Raw genomic sequence first — 18,658 nt, forward strand, 5'->3', positions numbered from 1 at the left:
TCGATGTCGTTATGTCAGAGAAAGGGTTTACTCCATTGAATTCACAGTCTGTTGAAGCACGTCTTGAAACGCTGCGCACCCAGCTTCGTTATCACGAGCACAAGTATCATGTGGAGGATGCGCCGGAAATTCCTGATGCGGAATACGACCGTCTGATGCGTGAGCTGAAAGCGCTTGAGCAAGAACATCCGGCGCTGATCACGCCGGACTCGCCGACGCAGCGAGTCGGCGCGGAGCCGCTGGCGGCGTTCGAGTCGGTACGGCACGAAGTGCCAATGTTGTCGCTGGACAACGTTTTCGACGAACACAGTTTTCTGGCGTTCTGCAAGCGTATCAACGATCGCCTGAAACATGAGGACGATCTCTCGTTCTGCTGTGAACTGAAATTGGATGGACTGGCGGTCAGCCTGCTGTATGAAGAGGGCGTGCTGGTGCGTGCCGCTACCCGCGGCGACGGGACGACGGGGGAGAACATCACCTCGAATATTCGCACCATCGGCGCGATCCCGCTTCGGCTGAGCGGCGACGATATCCCGCGTCGGGTGGAGGTGCGCGGCGAAGTCTTTATGACGCATGGCGGCTTTGAGACGCTGAACGAGGAAGCGCGTCGCACGGGCGGCAAGGTGTTTGCCAACCCGCGTAACGCCGCCGCCGGTTCGCTGCGTCAGTTGGATCCGCGCATTACGGCTAAACGTCCGCTGACCTTTTTCTGCTACGGCGTCGGACTGGTGGAGGACGGCTCGCTGCCGGACTCCCACTGGGAGCGACTGCAACGCTTCAAATCCTGGGGGCTACCGGTCAGCGATCGTATTCGGCGATGCTGTGGCAGCGACGCCGTGCTGGACTTCTATCGTCAGGTGGAAGAAACGCGCAGCGGTCTGGGATTCGATATCGACGGCGTGGTGATCAAAGTCGACGATCTCGCGCTGCAAGAGCGTCTTGGCTTCGTGGCCCGCGCGCCTCGCTGGGCGGTCGCCTACAAGTTCCCGGCGCAGGAGCAGCTGACCTGGCTGCGCGACGTGGAGTTTCAGGTTGGCCGCACCGGGGCGATTACGCCGGTCGCGCGGCTGGAGCCGGTGGCCGTCGCTGGGGTGGTGGTCAGCAACGCCACGCTGCACAACGCCGATGAAATTGAACGTCTCGGCATTCGTATCGGCGACCGCGTAACGGTGCGCCGCGCCGGAGACGTCATCCCACAGATCGTCAGCGTTGTGTTAACGGAACGTCCGCAGGAAACGCAGCCTATCGTTTTCCCTGACCATTGTCCGGTCTGCGGCTCCGACGTCGAGCGGGTGGAAGGCGAGGCGGTGACCCGCTGCACCGGCGGCTTGTTCTGCGGCGCCCAGCGTAAAGAAGCGCTGAAGCACTTTGTTTCCCGCCGGGCGATGGACGTTGACGGCATGGGCGACAAGATTATCGACCAACTGGTGGAAAAGGAGTACGTGCACACGCCCGCAGACCTGTTCCGCCTGACGGCAGGTATTCTCACCGGGCTGGATCGCATGGGGCCGAAGTCGGCGCAGAATCTGGTCAACTCGCTGGAGAAAGCGAAGTCGACCACCTTTGCCCGTTTCCTCTACGCATTGGGCATCCGGGACGTTGGCGAGGCGACCGCGGCAAGTCTGGCTGCGCATTTCCTGACGCCGCAGGCGCTGTCTGACGCGGATCTGGACGCGTTGCAGCAGGTACAGGACGTCGGGATAGTCGTGGCGACGCGCGTGCGCAATTTCCTGGATGAAGAGCATAACCAGCAGGTGATCCGGGAGCTTACCGACGAGATTGGCATCCATTGGCCCGAACCGGTTGCCGTCGACGTGGACGCATCCTCCAGCCCGTTCGCCGGTAAAACGCTGGTATTAACGGGGTCGTTGAGCGTCTTGTCGCGCGACGAAGCGAAAGATCGTCTGACGGCGCTTGGCGCGAAGGTCAGCGGCAGCGTATCGAAAAAAACCGATCTGGTGATCGCGGGCGAAGCGGCGGGGTCAAAGCTGACCAAAGCACAGTCGCTGGGCATTCCGGTCATTGACGAGGCGGAAATGATGCGCTTGCTGGAGCAATAGCGATGGAAAAAACCGACCTGCTGGCGATAGCCAACACGACGATGCCGTTTGGTAAATACAAAGGTCGGGCGTTGATCGATCTGCCGGAAGAGTATTTGCTATGGTTCGCGCGTAAAGAGGTGTTTCCCGAAGGGCGTTTAGGCGAGCTGCTGCAACTGACGATGGTGATCAAAATGGAAGGCTTGCAGGGGTTAATCAAACCTCTGAAAGACGCCTCAAACGGCCGGTCTGACTGACCGGCTCGTTCCTTTTCCCGCTCGCGATTACACGTAGACGTTGATCTGGTTGCTGGCGGTGGGACGATTAATGCCGTCCGCCAATGTCGAGAAAGTGCTGGTCGGCGTGCTGCTGTTGCTGGAATAACCTTGCGTTTGCGAAGATTGCAGCTGGGAAATCTGGGCTGCGAGCGCCTGAATCTGCGCTTCAATCATCTGAATCTGCATCTGAGCGCTTGAATCTTCACCGCTGCTGGACGTGGCCTGACTCAGTTGTTGGGTCAGCTGCTGTATCTGCTGTTGCAACCGGGCAATCCTTTGTGTGTTATCACGGTTGCTGGACGAATCGCTGAATGATGTCGACGCTATTGCACTGATTACGGCCATGATGTCTTCCTCCATTTGTCAGCCTTGGCAGGCTATGGAGTGATTATAAAACAGGTGAGTTGGGTGAATATTTAGCACTTTGTCTGAAAAAACGCAGAATTTTGCGGCAAAGCGTGGGGAAAACGTAAAGAGACGGTTTATCACAGGGGACGCGGGGCTTAGACCGCCGTGGCCTCAAGGGGCGGAGAACGCGGTCGGCCATCAAGGCCCGACCGTGGGTCACTCTCCAGGATAGCGCGAAAAGCGCCGACCTTTCGGAGGACCATCAGATATAGATGTCAATCTGATTGCTTTCGGTCGGCTGGTTGACGCCTTCCTTTTTGTTGCCGGAATTCGACGCATTGCTGCTTTCAGCGACGCTCTGCTGTCGCTGACTTTGCTGCGCCTGCGCCATTTGCTCCTGAGCCTGCTGGGTTTGGAGCTGCTCAATCTGAGCTTCAATCATCTCAATCTGTGCCTGCAACATCTGCGTTTGAGTGGCTTTTGTCTCTTCATCCGCATTTGAATTGGACACATCCTTCAACTGCTCGGTGGTTTTTTCCAGTTTCTGATTGAGCTGGTTGATTTTCTGCGTGTAGTTGGTCGAGCCGCCAGATGAACTGCTGCTGACGGAAGACACTGAGCTAATACTTGTCATTTTCGCTCCTTAATCATTGTGCCATGCCATGATACTCATCCCTTACCCTGTGCTAACGTACGCAGAGGGTAAGATCTTATTGTCGGCAAATCGTTATCATCTTTTAAGGCTAGTTCAGTATAAAACATTCCCTATTATGCTCATCAGCCTCCTTCGCGCTAGCGTCCATAGACGTTGACCGCTTCCGTCAGGCGGATGGCCTGCTGTTTCAATCCTGTGGCTACGCCGGACGATTGGGTGACCATCTCGCTATTACCCTGCGTCATTTGCTCGATCTGGGCGATGGAGTCGTTAATTAACGCCAGCGCTGACGTCTGTTCGCGCGTGGCGAGACCGATTTCGTGGATGAGGCGGCTGACCTGCCCGACATGTTCCACGATGCTTGAAATATGTTGGTCAGCCTTTTCTACCAGACGGCTGCCGTTTTGAACGCTGGCGACGTTATCGTCAATCAAGGCTTTGATCTCTTTGGCGGCGGAAGCGGAATTCTGCGCCAACTGCCGGACTTCGGCGGCGACGACCGCGAATCCTTTACCTTGTTCGCCCGCGCGGCGGCTTCCACGGCGGCGTTAAGAGCCAGAATATTGGTCTGGAACGCGATGCTGTCGATGACGGCAATGATATCCACCACCTTTGCACTTGCCGCGTTAATCGCGTTCATCATCTCGACAGTCTGCCGCATGATGTCGCCGCCTTCCTGTGCCGCCTGAGTGGCGTCGTCGGTCAGTTGAATTGCGTTCGCCGCCGTTTCGGCGCTTTGGTGGACGGCTGAGGTGATCTCTTCGATCGCTGCCGCTGTTTGCTGCAGGTTGCCCGCCGTCTCTTCCGTGCGATGGCTCAGGTCGACGTTGCCAGCCGCCAACTGCTCGCTGACGCTTTTCATGCCCGCTACCTGAGTGCTGACGTCGTCGACCAGCGAGTTCAGATTGAGTGAGAATTGGTTAACTACTCGCAGTAGCATGCCGATTTCATCCACGCGGTTGAACCGCAGGGCATCGACTTTTCTGCCCGAAACGACGCGCTGCGCCTGACGGAGTAGGGTTTGCAGAGGGCGGGCGATTTGCTGCTGTAAAAAGAGGTCCAGCAACAGCATGGTCAGCAGCGAAGCGAAGGCTTGTGGGAGAATGCCGGCGCCGGATAGGGAAAATAGAAAAGGAATCACGCCGCCAGCCAATATGGCGCTGCGTAGACGCCAGCGTACCGGCATTTTTTGAAATAGGGAGAGAATGGATAACAGGCCCGTTCTGACTACCAGCCCTTTATAGAATGTGCGACGACCCGCCTGCTGTTTGATGACCGCGTCATAGAGCGCCGCGGCGGCTTTTATTTCTTCTGCTTCCGGCGTATTACGCACGGAAATATAGCCAGAAAGTTTATCGTTATGATAAACCGGCGTGACGTTAGCGCGGACCCAATAATAATCACCGTTTCTGCGGCGATTTTTCACCATACCAGTCCAGCTGTCTCCCTGTTGCAGGGTATACCACATGTCTGCAAAGGCAGCGGGAGGCATATCCGGATGACGGACAATATTATGGGGTTGTCCGACAAGGTCTTCGGCGTCAAATCCGCTGACCCGAATAAAGGCCGAATTGGCATAGGTAATATGGCTTTTAATGTCAGTCGTTGACATTAATGTGGTATTCGCGCTTAACGAATATTCTTGTTGGGTAACAGGTGAATTAACCCTCATAACTAAACCCCGAGTGTGTGTTGTCGTAAAAGAAATAAATGAAAAATAACTAACCTATTAAATAAGAAATTTTATTAAAAAGAGTGGCGCTTTATTATTATCGATGGTGGTTTGGGAAATTGACTTATTTATATAAGCCAAATTCCGTCTGTCCGGGGGTAATTCCACCAGGCTGGGGATTATCCGGTAAAGAATGATGTTGTCAATTTATTCGTAATGTTAGGTCGTAGGTAATAATCATTCTCGCGATAATGATTATTTAAACTATAAAGTCATTTGATGAGATTAAATAAGCTGAAAATAAAAATCGATTTTATTGAGTTGTTAAAAATATAACGAATTATTTATTTGTCCCCCTCAAGGTGTTCACAAAGCGGATAAAATAAAATGACATTAACTCCCCCCTTGAAGAGGGGAGTGATGATGACGTTTTGTTAATCGGCAAGGTATTGCCCCGCCGCTTGCTCGACATGCGTCATTTCATCCAGCAGCTCCAGCCACTCCGGCTCTAGTGCTTCTGCCGTGACGCCGCGACGCAGCTGCTGTTCCAGATAGGCGCAATGTTGCTTAAGACGAGGCACGCCGCTATAGCTACAGCTGCCGTGCAGTTTATGGATGGTTTCCAGCAGCGATGCCTGATTTTGGCCGTTTAATTTCGCTTCAATCTGTGGGCGCACCTGGGCCAGGAAATCGAGCAACATTTTAAGTAAATCACGAGCCAGTTCCGGCTTGTTGGCGGCCTGCCGTTGTGCCAGCGCCCAGTCCAGCGACGGCGTCGCCTCGGCGGCGTTGACCGGAGTGGCTTCCGGCTCGGCCACGTGCCTGCGCAGCACGCTGTACAGCATCTTTTCATCAATGGGTTTGGACAGATAGTCGTCCATGCCGGACTGGAGGAACTGTTCCCGTTCGCCGTGCATGACCTGCGCTGTGACGGCGATGATCGGCGTGTCTTTGTGGTTGGGCAATTGGCGGATCAGTTCGCTGGCACGCAGGCCATCCATCCCCGGCATTTGGATATCCATCAGTATCACGTTCAAATCGTTTTGCCTGGCTTGCTCTACCGCTTCCGCGCCGCTTTCGCACAGAATGATGTCGACCACCAACTCTTTCAGCAGCGTACCAATCAATTTCAGGTTCGCCAGATTGTCGTCAACCGCCATCACCCGCAGCGGCAGTCGCGGGGTTTCCTGTTTAGGATGAAGTTCCAGCCCAGTCGTGTTCGCATAGTTGCACTGGAACAGATTGGTGTCCTGCAACAGCGGCAACAGGCGCGCCGAGGTGATGGGTTTGCTCAGGCAGGCATGAACGCCCAGCGATTTCAGCTGTTCCGCATCCATCTGCGCCAGACTGGGCAGGGCGAGAATGACGCAGGGCGCGCGACGGCAAAGGTTGTGGATCTTGGGCGTGAAGTCCAGCAGCGTATTGCGGTAATGGACGGGAATGCCCACCAGCAGAATATCGAACTTTTGCGCCGGCAACAGCTCGGTGGTAGGGCTGTAGCTGACGGCCAGCGGCGTTCGCCTTAATACATCCAGCGTCGCCTGCGCGGCGGCGGGGTTGGCTTCGACATAGGCCAGATTTTTCCCCTGTAGCATATCGAAGTAGTTGTTGAGCACGGCGGGGTGCGGATTGAGCTGCAAATTCAGCGTGCACCAGAAGGTAGACCCCTTATCGGGCACGCTGTGGAAGCGGATATTGCCGCCCATTTCCTGCACCAGCCTCTGGGTGATCACCAGACCCAGCCCCGTACCGCCATGCCGACGGGAAATGCTGGTGTCGGCTTGTCGGAAAGCTTGAAACAGCTGGGTTTGCTGGGTTTCATCAATCCCGATCCCGGTATCTTTGATTTGAATTTCCAACTGTGCCTGCTGGTGGTGCTGGGAACGTTTTTCCACGCGGATATCAATGTTGCCGTGCTCGGTGAACTTAATCGCGTTGCCCAGCAGGTTAGTGACGATTTGCTGGATGCGTAATGGGTCGCCGATAAACTGCTCCGGGACATCACGCTTGATGTTCAGCGTCAGCTCCAGCCCTTTCTCGTGCGCGGTATGGGCCAGCAGGATCACCATTTCATCCAGCGTGTTGTGCAGAGAGAAAGGGATGTGTTCCAGCACCAGCTTGCCGGCTTCCAGTTTGGAGAAGTCCAGCACGTCATTGATGATGTTTAGCAGGTTGTTGGCAGAACGTTCAATGGTATGCAGGTAGTCTTGCTGTGTGGGCGTCAGCTGCGTTTTCAGAGTTTGTCGGGTGAATCCGATCACGCCGTTGAGCGGTGTGCGCAGCTCATGCGACATATTGGCGAGAAACTCGGACTTGATGCGGGCGGCTTCCTGAGCGCGCTTCTTGGCTAGATCCAGTTCGACGTTCTGAATCTCCATCTGCTCCAGCGTTTCTCTCAGATCGTAAGTTGCCTGATCGATGTTCTGCTGCATCTCTTCGTGGTAGGCGGTCAATGACATCGCCATCGAGTTGATGCCGTTTTTCAGCATGTGCAGTTCGCCGAGCATTTTGCCTTCGACGCGACTGTCCAACTGGCCCCGGCGAATGCGGTCGACGGTATCCACCATATTGCCGATGGGCGTAGTGACGTCCCGCATCAGGCGATAGGCGAACAGCAGCGCGCACCCCATACTGATCAGCAACAGCAGACCCGCCAGAGCGATTTCCCGATACTGCTGCAGTTCGATGTTATCCAAATTCAGGGCGATGGCGACATACCCTACCGGCGCTAAACGAACACTATTGGTAGTCAGCGACGGGGATAGCGCCTCCTCCGTCAGCAGCGGCATACGCATGATGAAGTGATTGTCCCGTTCGAAGATCTGGAGCGAATCCGGCACCGGCGATCCCTCCGGCAGCGCCAGAATATTGTTGATATCGCGGGAGTAGGTGCTCACTAGGGGACGATGATGCGTATCGAAAATGCTGATGGCGCGAACCACATCGGCGTGGCGGCGGTGTAGCCGGTGTACCAGCTGGCGCAGTGTTTCCGGTTGATGCTGGGCGATGGCGAATGCGCTGTTGATCGCCAGAGGTTCAATAATGCTGCTGCCGGCTTCCGTCAGCTGATCCTGCAACTGATTATAACGATGAATGATGAAGAAGCCGCTGAGCAGGAGTCCCACCAGCAGCGTGGGCGCCAGAATCAGAATCATCATTCGTGCACGCAGACTGTATTTGGTCATGGGGGTCCAATGTGGGAGAATTGAGGCTGATTAATCCGTTAATACATGACATCACACTTATATGGCGCAATTCTACTCCCCAAAACGGCGTGTGACGACCCGTCAACGCATCACCGTGTCGGTCAACGACCTCGACCCGTTCGGTCAGGGTGTGGCGCGTCATCAGGGGAAAACGATTTTCATCGCCGGCGCGCTGCCGGGGGAACAGGCCGAAGTCCAGGTGACTGAGGATAAGAAACAGTTTTCCCGGGCGAGCCTAAAACAGCTGTTGAGCAAGAGCGAAGATCGTGTCGATCCTCGCTGCCCACATTTCAACGTCTGCGGGGGCTGTCAGCAGCAGCATGCCAGTCAGGCGCTTCAGGAACGGAGTAAATCCAGCGCGTTAATGCGGCTGATGGCGAGGGAGATTGGCGCTACCGTTCCTTCGCCGGATGTGATTAGCGGCCCGGCCTACGCCTACCGACGCCGTGCCCGGCTTGGGTTATACTTTCAGGCTAAATCACAGCGATTGCAGATGGGATATCGCCAGGCGGCCTCGCACGATTTGGTGGAGGTGCGTCACTGTCCAATACTCTGTTCCGAGCTGGAAGCGCTGCTGGTACCTTTGCACGAGTGCCTCAGCAGCCTTCAGGCGAAAAGGCGTCTCGGTCACGTCGAGCTGGTGCTGGCCGACCAGGGACCGCTGGTGATTCTGCGTCATCTCGATCCGCTTAGCGCCGCAGACCGTCAGGCGCTGATCGCACTGGCGCGCGCGCGGTCGATATCGCTGTTTCTCGCCGGTGAGACAGACGCCCTTGAGTGTCTGCACGGCGAAATGCCGACCTATCAAATCGACGATCTTTCCCTGGCGTTCAGTCCGCGGGACTTCATTCAGGTGAACGACGTTATCAATCGGCAAATGGTTAGTCAGGCCTTGTCCTGGCTTGATGTAAAACCGCAGGACCGTGTGCTTGACCTGTTTTGCGGCATGGGCAATTTTACGCTGCCGCTGGCCCGGCGGGCCGAAGTCGTCGGCGTGGAAGGCGTGCCGGCGTTGGTGGCCAAGGGACAGGAAAATGCCCGACGCAACGGTTTATCCAACGCCGTGTTCTTTCATCATAACCTGGAAGAGGACGTCACCCGGCAGCCGTGGGCATCGCAGGGGTTCAATAAAATAGTGCTCGATCCGGCCCGTGCCGGCGCGCCGGGCGTTATGTCTCACATCGTGAAACTGGCGCCTGAGCGGGTGGTCTACATATCCTGTAACCCGACCACGCTGGCGCGAGACAGCAAAGTGCTATTGGCGGCCGGCTATCAGCTGGCGCGGATAGCGATGCTGGATATGTTTCCACACACCGGGCATCTTGAATCCATGGCGTTGTTTCTGCCCGGCGCCGGTGGTTGGTAAAGAAAGGGAGAATTTATGGTTGCGGTAAGAAGTGCACATTTAAATACCGAAGGCGAATTCGAACCCGATGTGTGGATCGCGTCTTTGGGGATCGCCAACCAGCAGTCATGCGAGCGCCTGAAAGACACCTGGCGCTATTGTGAACAGCAGACGAAAGATCATCCGGATGCGATGTTGCTGTTGTGGCGCGGCATCGAAATGGTCGAGATCCTCTCCACGCTGAGTATGGATAACGACAGCCTGCGCGCGGCCATGCTGTTCCCGCTGGTCAATGCGGATGTTGTCGACGAAGAGACGCTGAAAGAAGCGTTCGGTCAGAATATTGCTAATCTGGTGCATGGCGTCAGGGATATGGATGCGATACGTCAGCTCAAGGCCACGCAACACGACTCCGTCGCGTCGGAGCAAGTGGATAACATCCGGCGGATGTTGCTGGCGATGGTGGAAGATTTCCGCTGCGTCGTCATCAAGCTGGCGGAGCGTATCGCTCACCTGCGCGAAGTCAAGGACGCCCCGGAAGAAGAGCGGGTGCTGGCGGCGAAAGAGTGCACCAACATCTATGCTCCCCTGGCGAACCGGCTGGGCATCGGTCAATTGAAGTGGGAGCTGGAAGATTTCTGCTTCCGCTATCTCCACCCCGAAGAGTACAAACGCATTGCCAGCCTGTTGCATGAGCGGCGCATCGACCGTGAACAGTATATCGACGACTTCGTGACCAATCTGCGTCAGGCGATGGAGAAAGACGGGCTGAAAGCCGAAGTGTACGGCCGTCCGAAACATATCTACAGCATCTGGCGCAAGATGCAGAAAAAATCGCTGTCCTTTGACGAGCTGTTCGACGTCCGCGCCGTGCGGATCGTGGTCGAGCGTCTACAGGACTGCTACGGCGCGCTCGGGATCGTACACACCCACTACCGTCATCTGCCGGATGAGTTCGACGACTATGTCGCGAACCCGAAGCCGAACGGCTATCAGTCTATCCACACCGTGGTGTTGGGGCCGCGCGGTAAAACGCTGGAGATCCAGATCCGTACCCGCGAAATGCATGAGAACTCGGAACTGGGCGTTGCCGCGCACTGGAAGTATAAAGAAGGCGCGTCGACCACCACCCGCTCCGGCTACGAAGGGCGTATCGCCTGGTTGCGTAAGCTGCTGGCCTGGCAGGAGGAGATGGCGGATTCGGATGAAATGCTGGATGAGGTGCGCAGCCAGGTCTTCGACGATCGCGTCTACGTGTTTACGCCGAAAGGCGATGTCATTGATTTGCCGACCGGTTCGACGCCGCTGGACTTCGCTTACCATATTCATAGCGACATCGGGCATCGCTGCATCGGCGCCAAGGTCGGCGGCCGCATAGTACCGTTTACCTATCAGTTGCAGATGGGCGACCAGATCGAAGTCATTACTCAGAAACAGCCGAACCCCAGCCGGGATTGGTTGAATCCTAATCTGGGCTATGTCACCACCAGCCGCGGGCGGTCCAAGATCCATAACTGGTTCCGGAAGCAGGATCGCGATAAAAACATCCTGGCGGGCAAGCAGATCCTCGACAACGAGCTGGAAAACCTGGGCCTCAGCCAGAAGATGGCCGAAAAACTGTTGTTACCGCGTTACAACATCAATTCGATGGATGAGTTTCTGGCCGGAATCGGCGGCGGCGATATTCGTCTGAATCAGGTCGTCAACTTCCTGCAGTCCAAGGTTAATCAGCCGAGCGCGGAAGAGCAGGATCGCGAGGCGCTGCGCCAACTGACCCAGAAGACCCCGGCACCGACGCGCGCAAGCAAAGACAATGGGCGCGTGGTGGTGGAAGGCGTCGGCAATCTGATGCATCACATTGCACGCTGCTGTCAGCCGATCCCAGGCGACGACATCGTCGGCTTCATCACCAAAGGCCGTGGGATCTCTATCCATCGGGCCGACTGCGAACAGCTGGACGAACTGCGCGGCCATGCGCCGGAACGTGTGGTGGATGCGGTTTGGGGGGAAAGCTACTCCAGCGGATACTCGCTGGTGGTGCGTGTGACCGCCAACGACCGCAGCGGTCTGCTGCGCGACATCACGACCATCCTCGCCAACGAGAAGGTCAACGTGCTCGGCGTTTCCAGCCGCAGCGACGTCAAACAGCAGCTCGCGACGATCGACATGGAAATCGAAATCTACAACCTGCAGGTGCTGGGCCGGGTACTGGCCAAGCTGAATCAGCTGCCTGACGTCATTGACGCGCGTCGTCAGCAGGGCAGCTGAGCCGCAGTCCCATCATCTGGGCGGGCCCGTTGCCCGCCCATTCAGCCTTAACCAGGAAACGTTATGTCCTCATCCATCTCCCGACTGCTCGCTATCATGACGCAACTGCGCGACCCGCAAGGCGGCTGCCCATGGGACAGCAAACAAACCTTCGATTCAATAATTCCTTATACGCTGGAAGAAACCTATGAAGTGCTGGACGCTATCCGGCGTAAGGATTTTGACGATTTGCGCAGCGAGCTTGGCGATCTGCTGTATCAGGTCGTGTTTTACGCCCAGATGGCTCAGGAACAGGGTCTGTTCGACTTTTCCGAGGTCTGCGACGCCATCAGCGACAAGCTGGAGCGGCGTCATCCGCATATTTTCGCCGGGGCCGATGCGCCAGAGGCCGCCAACGCGCTGAAAAGTTGGGAACAGACCAAGTCCAAGGAGCGAGCCGAAAAGGCCCTACACTCGCAGGTCGATGACATTCCGGAAGCGTTGCCAGCGCTGATGCAGGCGCAAAAAATCCAGCAGCGCTGCTCGGCGGTGGGGTTTGACTGGGAAACGCTGGGGCCTGTCGTGGACAAGCTGTACGAAGAAATCGACGAGGTCATGTTTGAGGCGAAGCAGGCGGTCGTGGATCAGGAACGCCTGGGTGAAGAGCTGGGCGATATGTTCTTCGCCGCCGTCAATCTTTCACGACATTTGGGCCACAAGGCGGAAATCACGCTGCAGGACGCAAATCGTAAATTCTGCCGCCGTTTTCGTCAGGTAGAGCAAATCATTAGCGAAAAAGGGAAAACACTTTCCGAAGCCCGCCTTGAGGAAATGGAGGCCGCCTGGCAGCAGGTAAAACGTGAAGAAAAAGGGCATTAAGGGATTTTAGGCCTGAAATGGCTGATAATTCACATATTTTGATTTATCAGTATGATTTTTCAGGAAGATGTTTCGCCGCGACTTTGCAAGGTCGCGGCGGCCATGGACAGGATGACTATCCGATATTAGGCAAAACGAACATTTGTGGCGCCCATCAGGTTCCGGTATACTACTTTCCCGTCTTGGTCTTCCATCATCCTTAAACCTAAACTCTCAGGTTCAGCATGACAACTAATTATATTTTTGTGACCGGCGGGGTCGTATCCTCTCTGGGTAAAGGCATTGCCGCAGCCTCTCTGGCGGCTATTCTCGAAGCCCGCGGCCTCAACGTGACCATCATGAAACTGGACCCGTATATCAATGTGGATCCAGGGACAATGAGCCCTACGCAGCACGGTGAAGTGTTCGTCACCGAAGATGGCGCCGAAACCGATCTCGACCTGGGCCACTATGAGCGTTTTATTCGCACTAAAATGACGCGCCGCAATAACTTCACCACCGGACGGATCTATTCTGACGTCCTGCGCAAAGAGCGCCGTGGTGATTATCTGGGTGCGACCATTCAGGTTATTCCCCATATCACCAACGCGATCAAAGAGCGCATCATCGAAGGCGGCGAAGGCCACGATGTGGTGCTGGTCGAAATCGGCGGTACGGTGGGCGATATCGAATCGCTGCCGTTCCTTGAAGCGATTCGTCAGATGGCAGTGGAAGTCGGTCGTGAGCACACCCTGTTCATGCACCTGACGCTGGTACCATATTTGGCGGCCGCAGGCGAGGTGAAAACCAAGCCTACGCAGCACTCCGTGAAGGAACTGTTGTCCATCGGGATTCAGCCGGACGTGCTGATTTGTCGTTCCGATCGCACGGTACCTGCGAACGAGCGCGCGAAAATTGCATTATTCTGCAATGTGCCGGAAAAAGCGGTGATATCTCTTAAAGATATTGATTCTATTTATAAAATTCCGTCGCTATTGAAATCGCAGGGCCTGGACGATTATATTTGTAAACGATTCAGCCTAGAGTGCCCGGAAGCGAACCTGTCAGAATGGGAACAGGTCGTTTACGAAGAAGCCAACCCGGGCGGCGAAGTGACTATCGGTATGATCGGCAAGTACGTTGAACTGCCGGATGCCTATAAGTCCGTTGTCGAAGCGCTGAAGCACGGCGGTTTGAAAAATCGTCTGACCGTGAACATCAAGTTCATCGACTCGCAGGATGTAGAAAGCCGCGGCGTCGAAGTTCTGAAAGATTTAGACGCTATCCTGGTGCCGGGTGGTTTTGGCTACCGCGGCGTGGAAGGCAAGATGATGGCAGCGCGATATGCTCGCGAGAACAAGATCCCTTACCTGGGCATCTGTCTCGGCATGCAGGTCGCGCTGATGGAGTTCTCCCGCAACGTCGTGGGTATGGAAGGCGCGAACTCCACCGAATTTGTGCCTGACTGCAAATACCCCGTTGTGGCGCTGATCACCGAATGGCGCGATGCCGATGGCAACCTGGAAGTGCGTAGCGAAGAGAGCGACCTCGGCGGTACAATGCGCGTCGGCGGGCAGGAATGCCATCTGACTGAAGGCAGCCTGGTTCGCAGCCTGTATGGCGAGTCGACGATCATCGAGCGTCATCGTCATCGTTATGAAGTCAACAACATGTTGTTGAAACAGATTGAAGCGGCGGGATTACGTATTGCTGGTTATTCCGCCGACCGCCGACTGGTAGAGATTGTCGAGATCCCTGATCATCCGTGGTTCGTCGCTTGTCAGTTCCATCCGGAATTTACGTCCACGCCACGTGATGGGCATCCGCTGTTCGCCGGCTTTGTGAAAGCCGCGGGAGCGTACCAGAAACGTCAGGAAAAATAGGGTTTTGTCAGCAACGCGCGTCCAGAGGTCGCGCGTTGTTCGTCTGAGGTTTTAGTTTAACTTGTACTGAGGAAAATCTAATGTCCAAAATTGTTAAAGTCATTGGCCGTGAAATCATCGACTCACGCGGAAATCCGACCGTTGAGGCTGAAGTTCACCTGGAAGGTGGTTTCGTAGGTCTGGCTGCTGCACCGTCAGGTGCTTCCACTGGTTCCCGCGAAGCACTGGAACTGCGTGATGGCGACAAATCTCGTTTCCTGGGTAAAGGCGTGACCAAAGCTGTTGCAGCTGTTAACGGCCCGATCGCACAGGCTGTTCTGGGCAAAGATGCCAAAGACCAAGCTAACATCGACCAGATCATGATCGACCTGGATGGCACTGAAAACAAATCCAAATTCGGCGCTAACGCAATCCTGGCCGTTTCTCTGGCTTCTGCTAAAGCTGCTGCCGCTTCCAAAGGCCTGCCGCTGTACGCACACATCGCTGAACTGAACGGCACTCCGGGTCAGTACTCCATGCCGCTGCCGATGATGAACATCATCAATGGTGGTGAGCACGCTGACAACAACGTCGACATTCAGGAATTCATGATTCAGCCTGTTGGCGCGAAAACCCTTAAAGAAGCCGTTCGCATGGGTTCAGAAGTGTTCCACAACCTGGCTAAAGTTCTGAAAGCCAAGGGTATGAACACTGCAGTCGGCGACGAAGGTGGTTATGCACCGAACCTGGAATCCAACGCTGCTGCGCTGGCTGCCATCAAAGAAGCCGTTGAAAAAGCAGGTTACGTTCTGGGTAAAGACGTGACTCTGGCTATGGACTGCGCCGCTTCCGAGTTCTACAACAACGAAACGGGCAACTATGAACTGAAAGGCGAAGGCAAAACCTTCACTTCTCAGGAATTCACTCACTATCTGGAAGAACTGACCAAACAGTATCCGATCGTGTCCATCGAAGATGGCCTGAACGAATCTGATTGGGACGGTTTTGCATACCAGACTAAAGTCCTGGGCGACAAAATCCAGCTGGTGGGCGACGACCTGTTCGTCACCAACACCAAGATCCTGAAAGAAGGTATCGACAAAGGCATCGCTAACTCCATCCTGATCAAATTCAACCAGATCGGTTCTCTGACCGAAACGCTGGCTGCAATCAAGATGGCGAAAGACGCTGGCTACACTGCCGTTATCTCTCACCGTTCTGGCGAAACTGAAGATGCGACCATCGCTGACCTGGCGGTAGGTACTGCAGCTGGCCAGATCAAAACCGGTTCCATGAGCCGTTCTGACCGTGTTGCTAAATACAACCAGCTGATTCGTATCGAAGAAGCTCTGGGTGCTAAAGCGCCGTTCAACGGTCTGAAAGAAGTGAAAGGCCAGGCTTAATCGCCTCCTTTTCTTCTCTGGAGTCTGATGCGGAATAGCGTTCAGGCTCCGATGGGATTGAATACAAATCCGGAAGCGCGTCATGCGCCTCCGGATTTTTTTTGCCCGTCACTCAAGTCTGCCGGGGCGCGTCATGTTTTCTCCGCTCTTCTTTCCCGAACTGAGACTTTCTCTTTTATGCGCTTTCTCAATGCGTCAGCTTTGAGTCGAGGAGCGAATGAATGGGTGAAGAGGAGGTGGGGGGATATGGCAGGGAGAACGTTCCCCCTGCCGTAGACGTGACTTACTGCGCAGCCAGCCCTGACAGGCTGTAGTTGGACGGAACCCAGCGATAGCCGTTTGGTTGGCCATCGCTGTCTTTCAGCACTTTGACGTGGCCCAGACCGGGGAAGCTGATATGCGCGCCCGCGACCCAGTAGCCTTTGTCAGCGGCATCGGCCAGAATGGAAGCGCGATTTTTCGCTGCGCTATCCATATCCGAGTCGAAATTGATTGTGGTGGCCGGCAACGGGAACTGAACGGCGGCGGCATGGATAATGTCGCCCCACACTAAGAGCTTGGCCCCATCGCTATCGACCCACATCCCCGAGTGGCCCGGCGTGTGTCCTGACAGCGGCAGGCTGGTGATCCCCGGAACGATCCTATCGTTGCCGCTATACACCTTCATTTTCTTCGCGGCGTTGATGACCTGGAACGTATTCTGAGCCAGCTGGAAATTCGCTTTGCCGTCGGCAGGCGCTTTTTGCAGGTTCGCTTCACTCAGCCAGTAATCTCTATCTGCTTTACTGATGTAGACCGCTGCATTGGGGAAGGTCGGTTTGCCGTTAGTCAGCAGACCGCCAATGTGATCGCTGTGCAAATGGGTCAGGATCACTGTATCGACCTGGTCCGGTCGATAACCCGCAGCTTTCAAATTACTCAAAAGGCGGCCTACCGGCGCTCCCGGTTGTTCGCCGATACCGGTATCGATCAGAACCAGATTTTTGCGGGTGTTGATTAGAAAGGTATTGATAGAGGTTTCGACGGCGGACGCGTCCAGCGCGTCATCAGCCAGACGCTGTTTAATGATGTCTGCCGGCGTGCGGGCCAGCAGGGTTCCCATCGGCATCGTAAATGTGCCGTCTGAGAGCGCGGTCACTTCAAATTGTCCGAGCATCAATCGGTAGTAGCCCGGCTGGGTTTTTACCTGCGGGACGGCCTGAGCGTTCACCACCATGGGAACGGCGAACAACGTCATTAAACATAACGTCAGAGATTTCAGCGAACTCATGTCTTTCGTTCCTTGTCGTTTACGGGTTTTGATGGATTAAGCCTAGCACTAATTAGCGATTATTAACCGGTCGTGAGTCATGACTTAATTTAAACCTATCAGGCTAATGCTGACGGTTGTTTGGCGACTCATCGGCGATCTGCGATAATAGTTTTTTTACGCAACCGCTACAGTGGAAAAACATGCAGTACCCGATTAACGAAATGTTCCAGACCTTACAGGGAGAGGGCTATTTTACCGGCGTTCCCGCGGTGTTTATCCGTTTGCAGGGATGCCCGGTGGGGTGCAGCTGGTGTGACACCAAACATACCTGGGAAAAGCGTCCGGAGCGGGAAATTCCGCTCAAACAGATCGTCGATAAAACGACGGAGAGCGATGCCTGGGGACAGGCCAGCGTGGACGATATCGTGGGCCATATGACGCAGCTGGGGTATACCGCCCGGCATGTGGTGATTACCGGCGGCGAACCCTGCATCCATGATCTGACGGCGTTGACACAGCGACTGGAAGCGTTGGGCTTCAGCACACAAATCGAAACCAGCGGGACGCACGAAATCCGCTGCTCAACCGACTGCTGGGTCACGGTCTCGCCAAAGGTGAATATGCGCGGCGGCATGGTTGTTATCGATCAGGCGCTGCAGCGGTCGGATGAAATTAAACATCCGGTGGCGCGGGAGCGTGATATTGAAACGTTGGATGCGCTGTTGAACCGGTTGGATGATGATAAGGCGCGGGTCATTGCGTTACAGCCTATCAGCCAGAAAGAAGAAGCGACTCGGTTATGCATTGCCACCTGCATAGCGCGCAACTGGCGTTTATCCATGCAGACCCACAAATACCTGAACATAGCCTGACGACAACCTGACCGGTGCGTCCGTGCTGGTCAGGCGACTACTTTTCCTCTCCCCGATACACACAACCCGCCGTGCAGGTTTCTTTGACCCGGACGGCGGTCAAGAGCGGCAGTATCGGTTTCAGTCTTTGCCAAATCCACTGAGCCAGAATTTCACTGGTGGGATTTTCCAACCCAGGAATTTCGTTCAGATAGTGGTGGTCCAACTGCTCCCAGATCGGACGAGAGATGGCTTTCAGTTCGGCAAAATCCATCACCCAGCCGGTATAGGCATCGACTTCGCCGGTAATTTCCAGTCGAACCATAAATGAGTGGCCATGCAGGCGGCCACATTTGTGTCCGTCTGGAACATGGGGAAGCCGATGAGCGGCTTCAAACTGAAAATCTTTAAACAGCATGGTTGGCATGACGGTGAATCTCATATGACCTGAAAAAACCGACGCATACTACCGGAAAGTGCGCCTTTGCGCTATTTTCCGCCGTAAAGAAGCGTAAATGGTAATTTTTATCATTTGGTTTTTGGTGCGCTTTAGTGATTTTTATCCTTATAAAACAAACAATTATTTCTATTTTTCGGCTATATCGCTTTTTGTGGTAAAGGGTATATAAAAAACCCTTTAGT

At 55.1% G+C, this 18,658-nt stretch carries 13 protein-coding genes and 1 pseudogene; 8 read left to right on the plus strand and 6 right to left on the minus strand.

What is annotated here, in order from left to right; genetic code table 11:
• Positions 1-11 precede the first annotated feature (11 nt).
• On the plus strand, positions 12-2,060 hold the full coding sequence (ligA, locus tag AU511_RS01935) for an NAD-dependent DNA ligase LigA (protein ID WP_094108599.1): 2,049 nt from the start codon (positions 12-14) through the stop codon (positions 2,058-2,060).
• A gap of 2 nt (positions 2,061-2,062) precedes the next feature.
• Positions 2,063-2,296, plus strand: coding sequence for a DUF3820 family protein (locus tag AU511_RS01940; protein WP_094100450.1), 234 nt, complete (start codon positions 2,063-2,065; stop codon positions 2,294-2,296).
• A gap of 27 nt (positions 2,297-2,323) precedes the next feature.
• Here the strand turns inward: AU511_RS01940 and AU511_RS01945 are convergent, their stop codons facing one another.
• From AU511_RS01945 to barA, 4 genes and pseudogenes are all read right to left on the minus strand, one after another.
• Positions 2,324-2,662, minus strand: coding sequence for a FlxA-like family protein (locus AU511_RS01945; protein WP_167371984.1), 339 nt, complete (start codon positions 2,660-2,662; stop codon positions 2,324-2,326).
• 265 nt (positions 2,663-2,927) lie between these two features.
• Positions 2,928-3,299: a FlxA-like family protein gene (locus AU511_RS01950; protein WP_094108600.1), complete on the minus strand. Its 372-nt coding sequence runs from the start codon at positions 3,297-3,299 to the stop codon at positions 2,928-2,930.
• Between the two features lie 158 nt (positions 3,300-3,457).
• Positions 3,458-4,992, minus strand: a pseudogene (locus tag AU511_RS01955) (methyl-accepting chemotaxis protein).
• 434 nt (positions 4,993-5,426) lie between these two features.
• Complete coding sequence (barA, locus tag AU511_RS01960) at positions 5,427-8,177, minus strand: two-component sensor histidine kinase BarA (RefSeq protein WP_094108601.1); 2,751 nt, start codon at positions 8,175-8,177, stop codon at positions 5,427-5,429.
• Positions 8,178-8,238: 61 nt separating this feature from the next.
• Here barA and rlmD point away from each other — a divergent pair, with 61 nt between their 5' ends.
• The 5 genes from rlmD to eno all read left to right on the plus strand — a co-directional run bounded on the left by rlmD (position 8,239) and on the right by eno (position 15,913).
• Complete coding sequence (rlmD, locus tag AU511_RS01965; RefSeq protein ID WP_094108602.1) at positions 8,239-9,564, plus strand: 23S rRNA (uracil(1939)-C(5))-methyltransferase RlmD; 1,326 nt, start codon at positions 8,239-8,241, stop codon at positions 9,562-9,564.
• Between the two features lie 15 nt (positions 9,565-9,579).
• Complete coding sequence (gene relA / locus AU511_RS01970; RefSeq protein ID WP_094100445.1) at positions 9,580-11,811, plus strand: GTP diphosphokinase; 2,232 nt, start codon at positions 9,580-9,582, stop codon at positions 11,809-11,811.
• A 63-nt stretch (positions 11,812-11,874) separates the two neighbouring features.
• A complete protein-coding gene (gene mazG, locus AU511_RS01975; protein WP_094108603.1) occupies positions 11,875-12,669 on the plus strand; it encodes a nucleoside triphosphate pyrophosphohydrolase in 795 nt (264 codons plus the stop codon).
• A gap of 224 nt (positions 12,670-12,893) precedes the next feature.
• Positions 12,894-14,531: a glutamine hydrolyzing CTP synthase gene (gene pyrG / locus AU511_RS01980; RefSeq protein WP_094108604.1), complete on the plus strand. Its 1,638-nt coding sequence runs from the start codon at positions 12,894-12,896 to the stop codon at positions 14,529-14,531.
• Positions 14,532-14,611: 80 nt separating this feature from the next.
• Positions 14,612-15,913 (plus strand): phosphopyruvate hydratase, encoded by a 1,302-nt coding sequence (gene eno / locus AU511_RS01985; RefSeq protein ID WP_094100442.1) that lies wholly within the window; start codon positions 14,612-14,614, stop codon positions 15,911-15,913.
• A 283-nt stretch (positions 15,914-16,196) separates the two neighbouring features.
• Here the strand turns inward: eno and AU511_RS01990 are convergent, their stop codons facing one another.
• On the minus strand, positions 16,197-17,183 hold the full coding sequence (locus AU511_RS01990; protein WP_094108605.1) for an MBL fold metallo-hydrolase: 987 nt from the start codon (positions 17,181-17,183) through the stop codon (positions 16,197-16,199).
• 182 nt (positions 17,184-17,365) lie between these two features.
• Between AU511_RS01990 and queE the strand changes: the two genes are divergently transcribed.
• A complete protein-coding gene (gene queE, locus AU511_RS01995; protein ID WP_094108621.1) occupies positions 17,366-18,037 on the plus strand; it encodes a 7-carboxy-7-deazaguanine synthase QueE in 672 nt (223 codons plus the stop codon).
• A 37-nt stretch (positions 18,038-18,074) separates the two neighbouring features.
• On the opposite strand, the gene queD is transcribed toward queE, so the two are convergent.
• Positions 18,075-18,443, minus strand: a complete 369-nt coding sequence (queD, locus tag AU511_RS02000; RefSeq protein WP_026739240.1) for a 6-carboxytetrahydropterin synthase QueD — start codon at positions 18,441-18,443, stop codon at positions 18,075-18,077.
• Between the last annotated feature and the right edge of the window lie 215 nt (positions 18,444-18,658).

The sequence above is a fragment of the Lonsdalea iberica genome, from assembly GCF_002111585.1.
In the GTDB taxonomy this organism is placed as follows: Bacteria; Pseudomonadota; Gammaproteobacteria; order Enterobacterales; family Enterobacteriaceae; genus Lonsdalea; species Lonsdalea iberica.

Coding starts and splice junctions, on each gene's coding strand:
- ligA (WP_094108599.1), top strand. CDS start 12: ATGTCAGAGAAAGGGTTTACTCCATTGAATTCACAGTCTGTTGAAGCA.
- AU511_RS01940 (WP_094100450.1), top strand. CDS start 2,063: ATGGAAAAAACCGACCTGCTGGCGATAGCCAACACGACGATGCCGTTT.
- AU511_RS01945 (WP_167371984.1), bottom strand. CDS start 2,662: ATGGCCGTAATCAGTGCAATAGCGTCGACATCATTCAGCGATTCGTCC.
- AU511_RS01950 (WP_094108600.1), bottom strand. CDS start 3,299: ATGACAAGTATTAGCTCAGTGTCTTCCGTCAGCAGCAGTTCATCTGGC.
- barA (WP_094108601.1), bottom strand. CDS start 8,177: ATGACCAAATACAGTCTGCGTGCACGAATGATGATTCTGATTCTGGCG.
- rlmD (WP_094108602.1), top strand. CDS start 8,239: ATGGCGCAATTCTACTCCCCAAAACGGCGTGTGACGACCCGTCAACGC.
- relA (WP_094100445.1), top strand. CDS start 9,580: ATGGTTGCGGTAAGAAGTGCACATTTAAATACCGAAGGCGAATTCGAA.
- mazG (WP_094108603.1), top strand. CDS start 11,875: ATGTCCTCATCCATCTCCCGACTGCTCGCTATCATGACGCAACTGCGC.
- pyrG (WP_094108604.1), top strand. CDS start 12,894: ATGACAACTAATTATATTTTTGTGACCGGCGGGGTCGTATCCTCTCTG.
- eno (WP_094100442.1), top strand. CDS start 14,612: ATGTCCAAAATTGTTAAAGTCATTGGCCGTGAAATCATCGACTCACGC.
- AU511_RS01990 (WP_094108605.1), bottom strand. CDS start 17,183: ATGAGTTCGCTGAAATCTCTGACGTTATGTTTAATGACGTTGTTCGCC.
- queE (WP_094108621.1), top strand. CDS start 17,366: ATGCAGTACCCGATTAACGAAATGTTCCAGACCTTACAGGGAGAGGGC.
- queD (WP_026739240.1), bottom strand. CDS start 18,443: ATGCCAACCATGCTGTTTAAAGATTTTCAGTTTGAAGCCGCTCATCGG.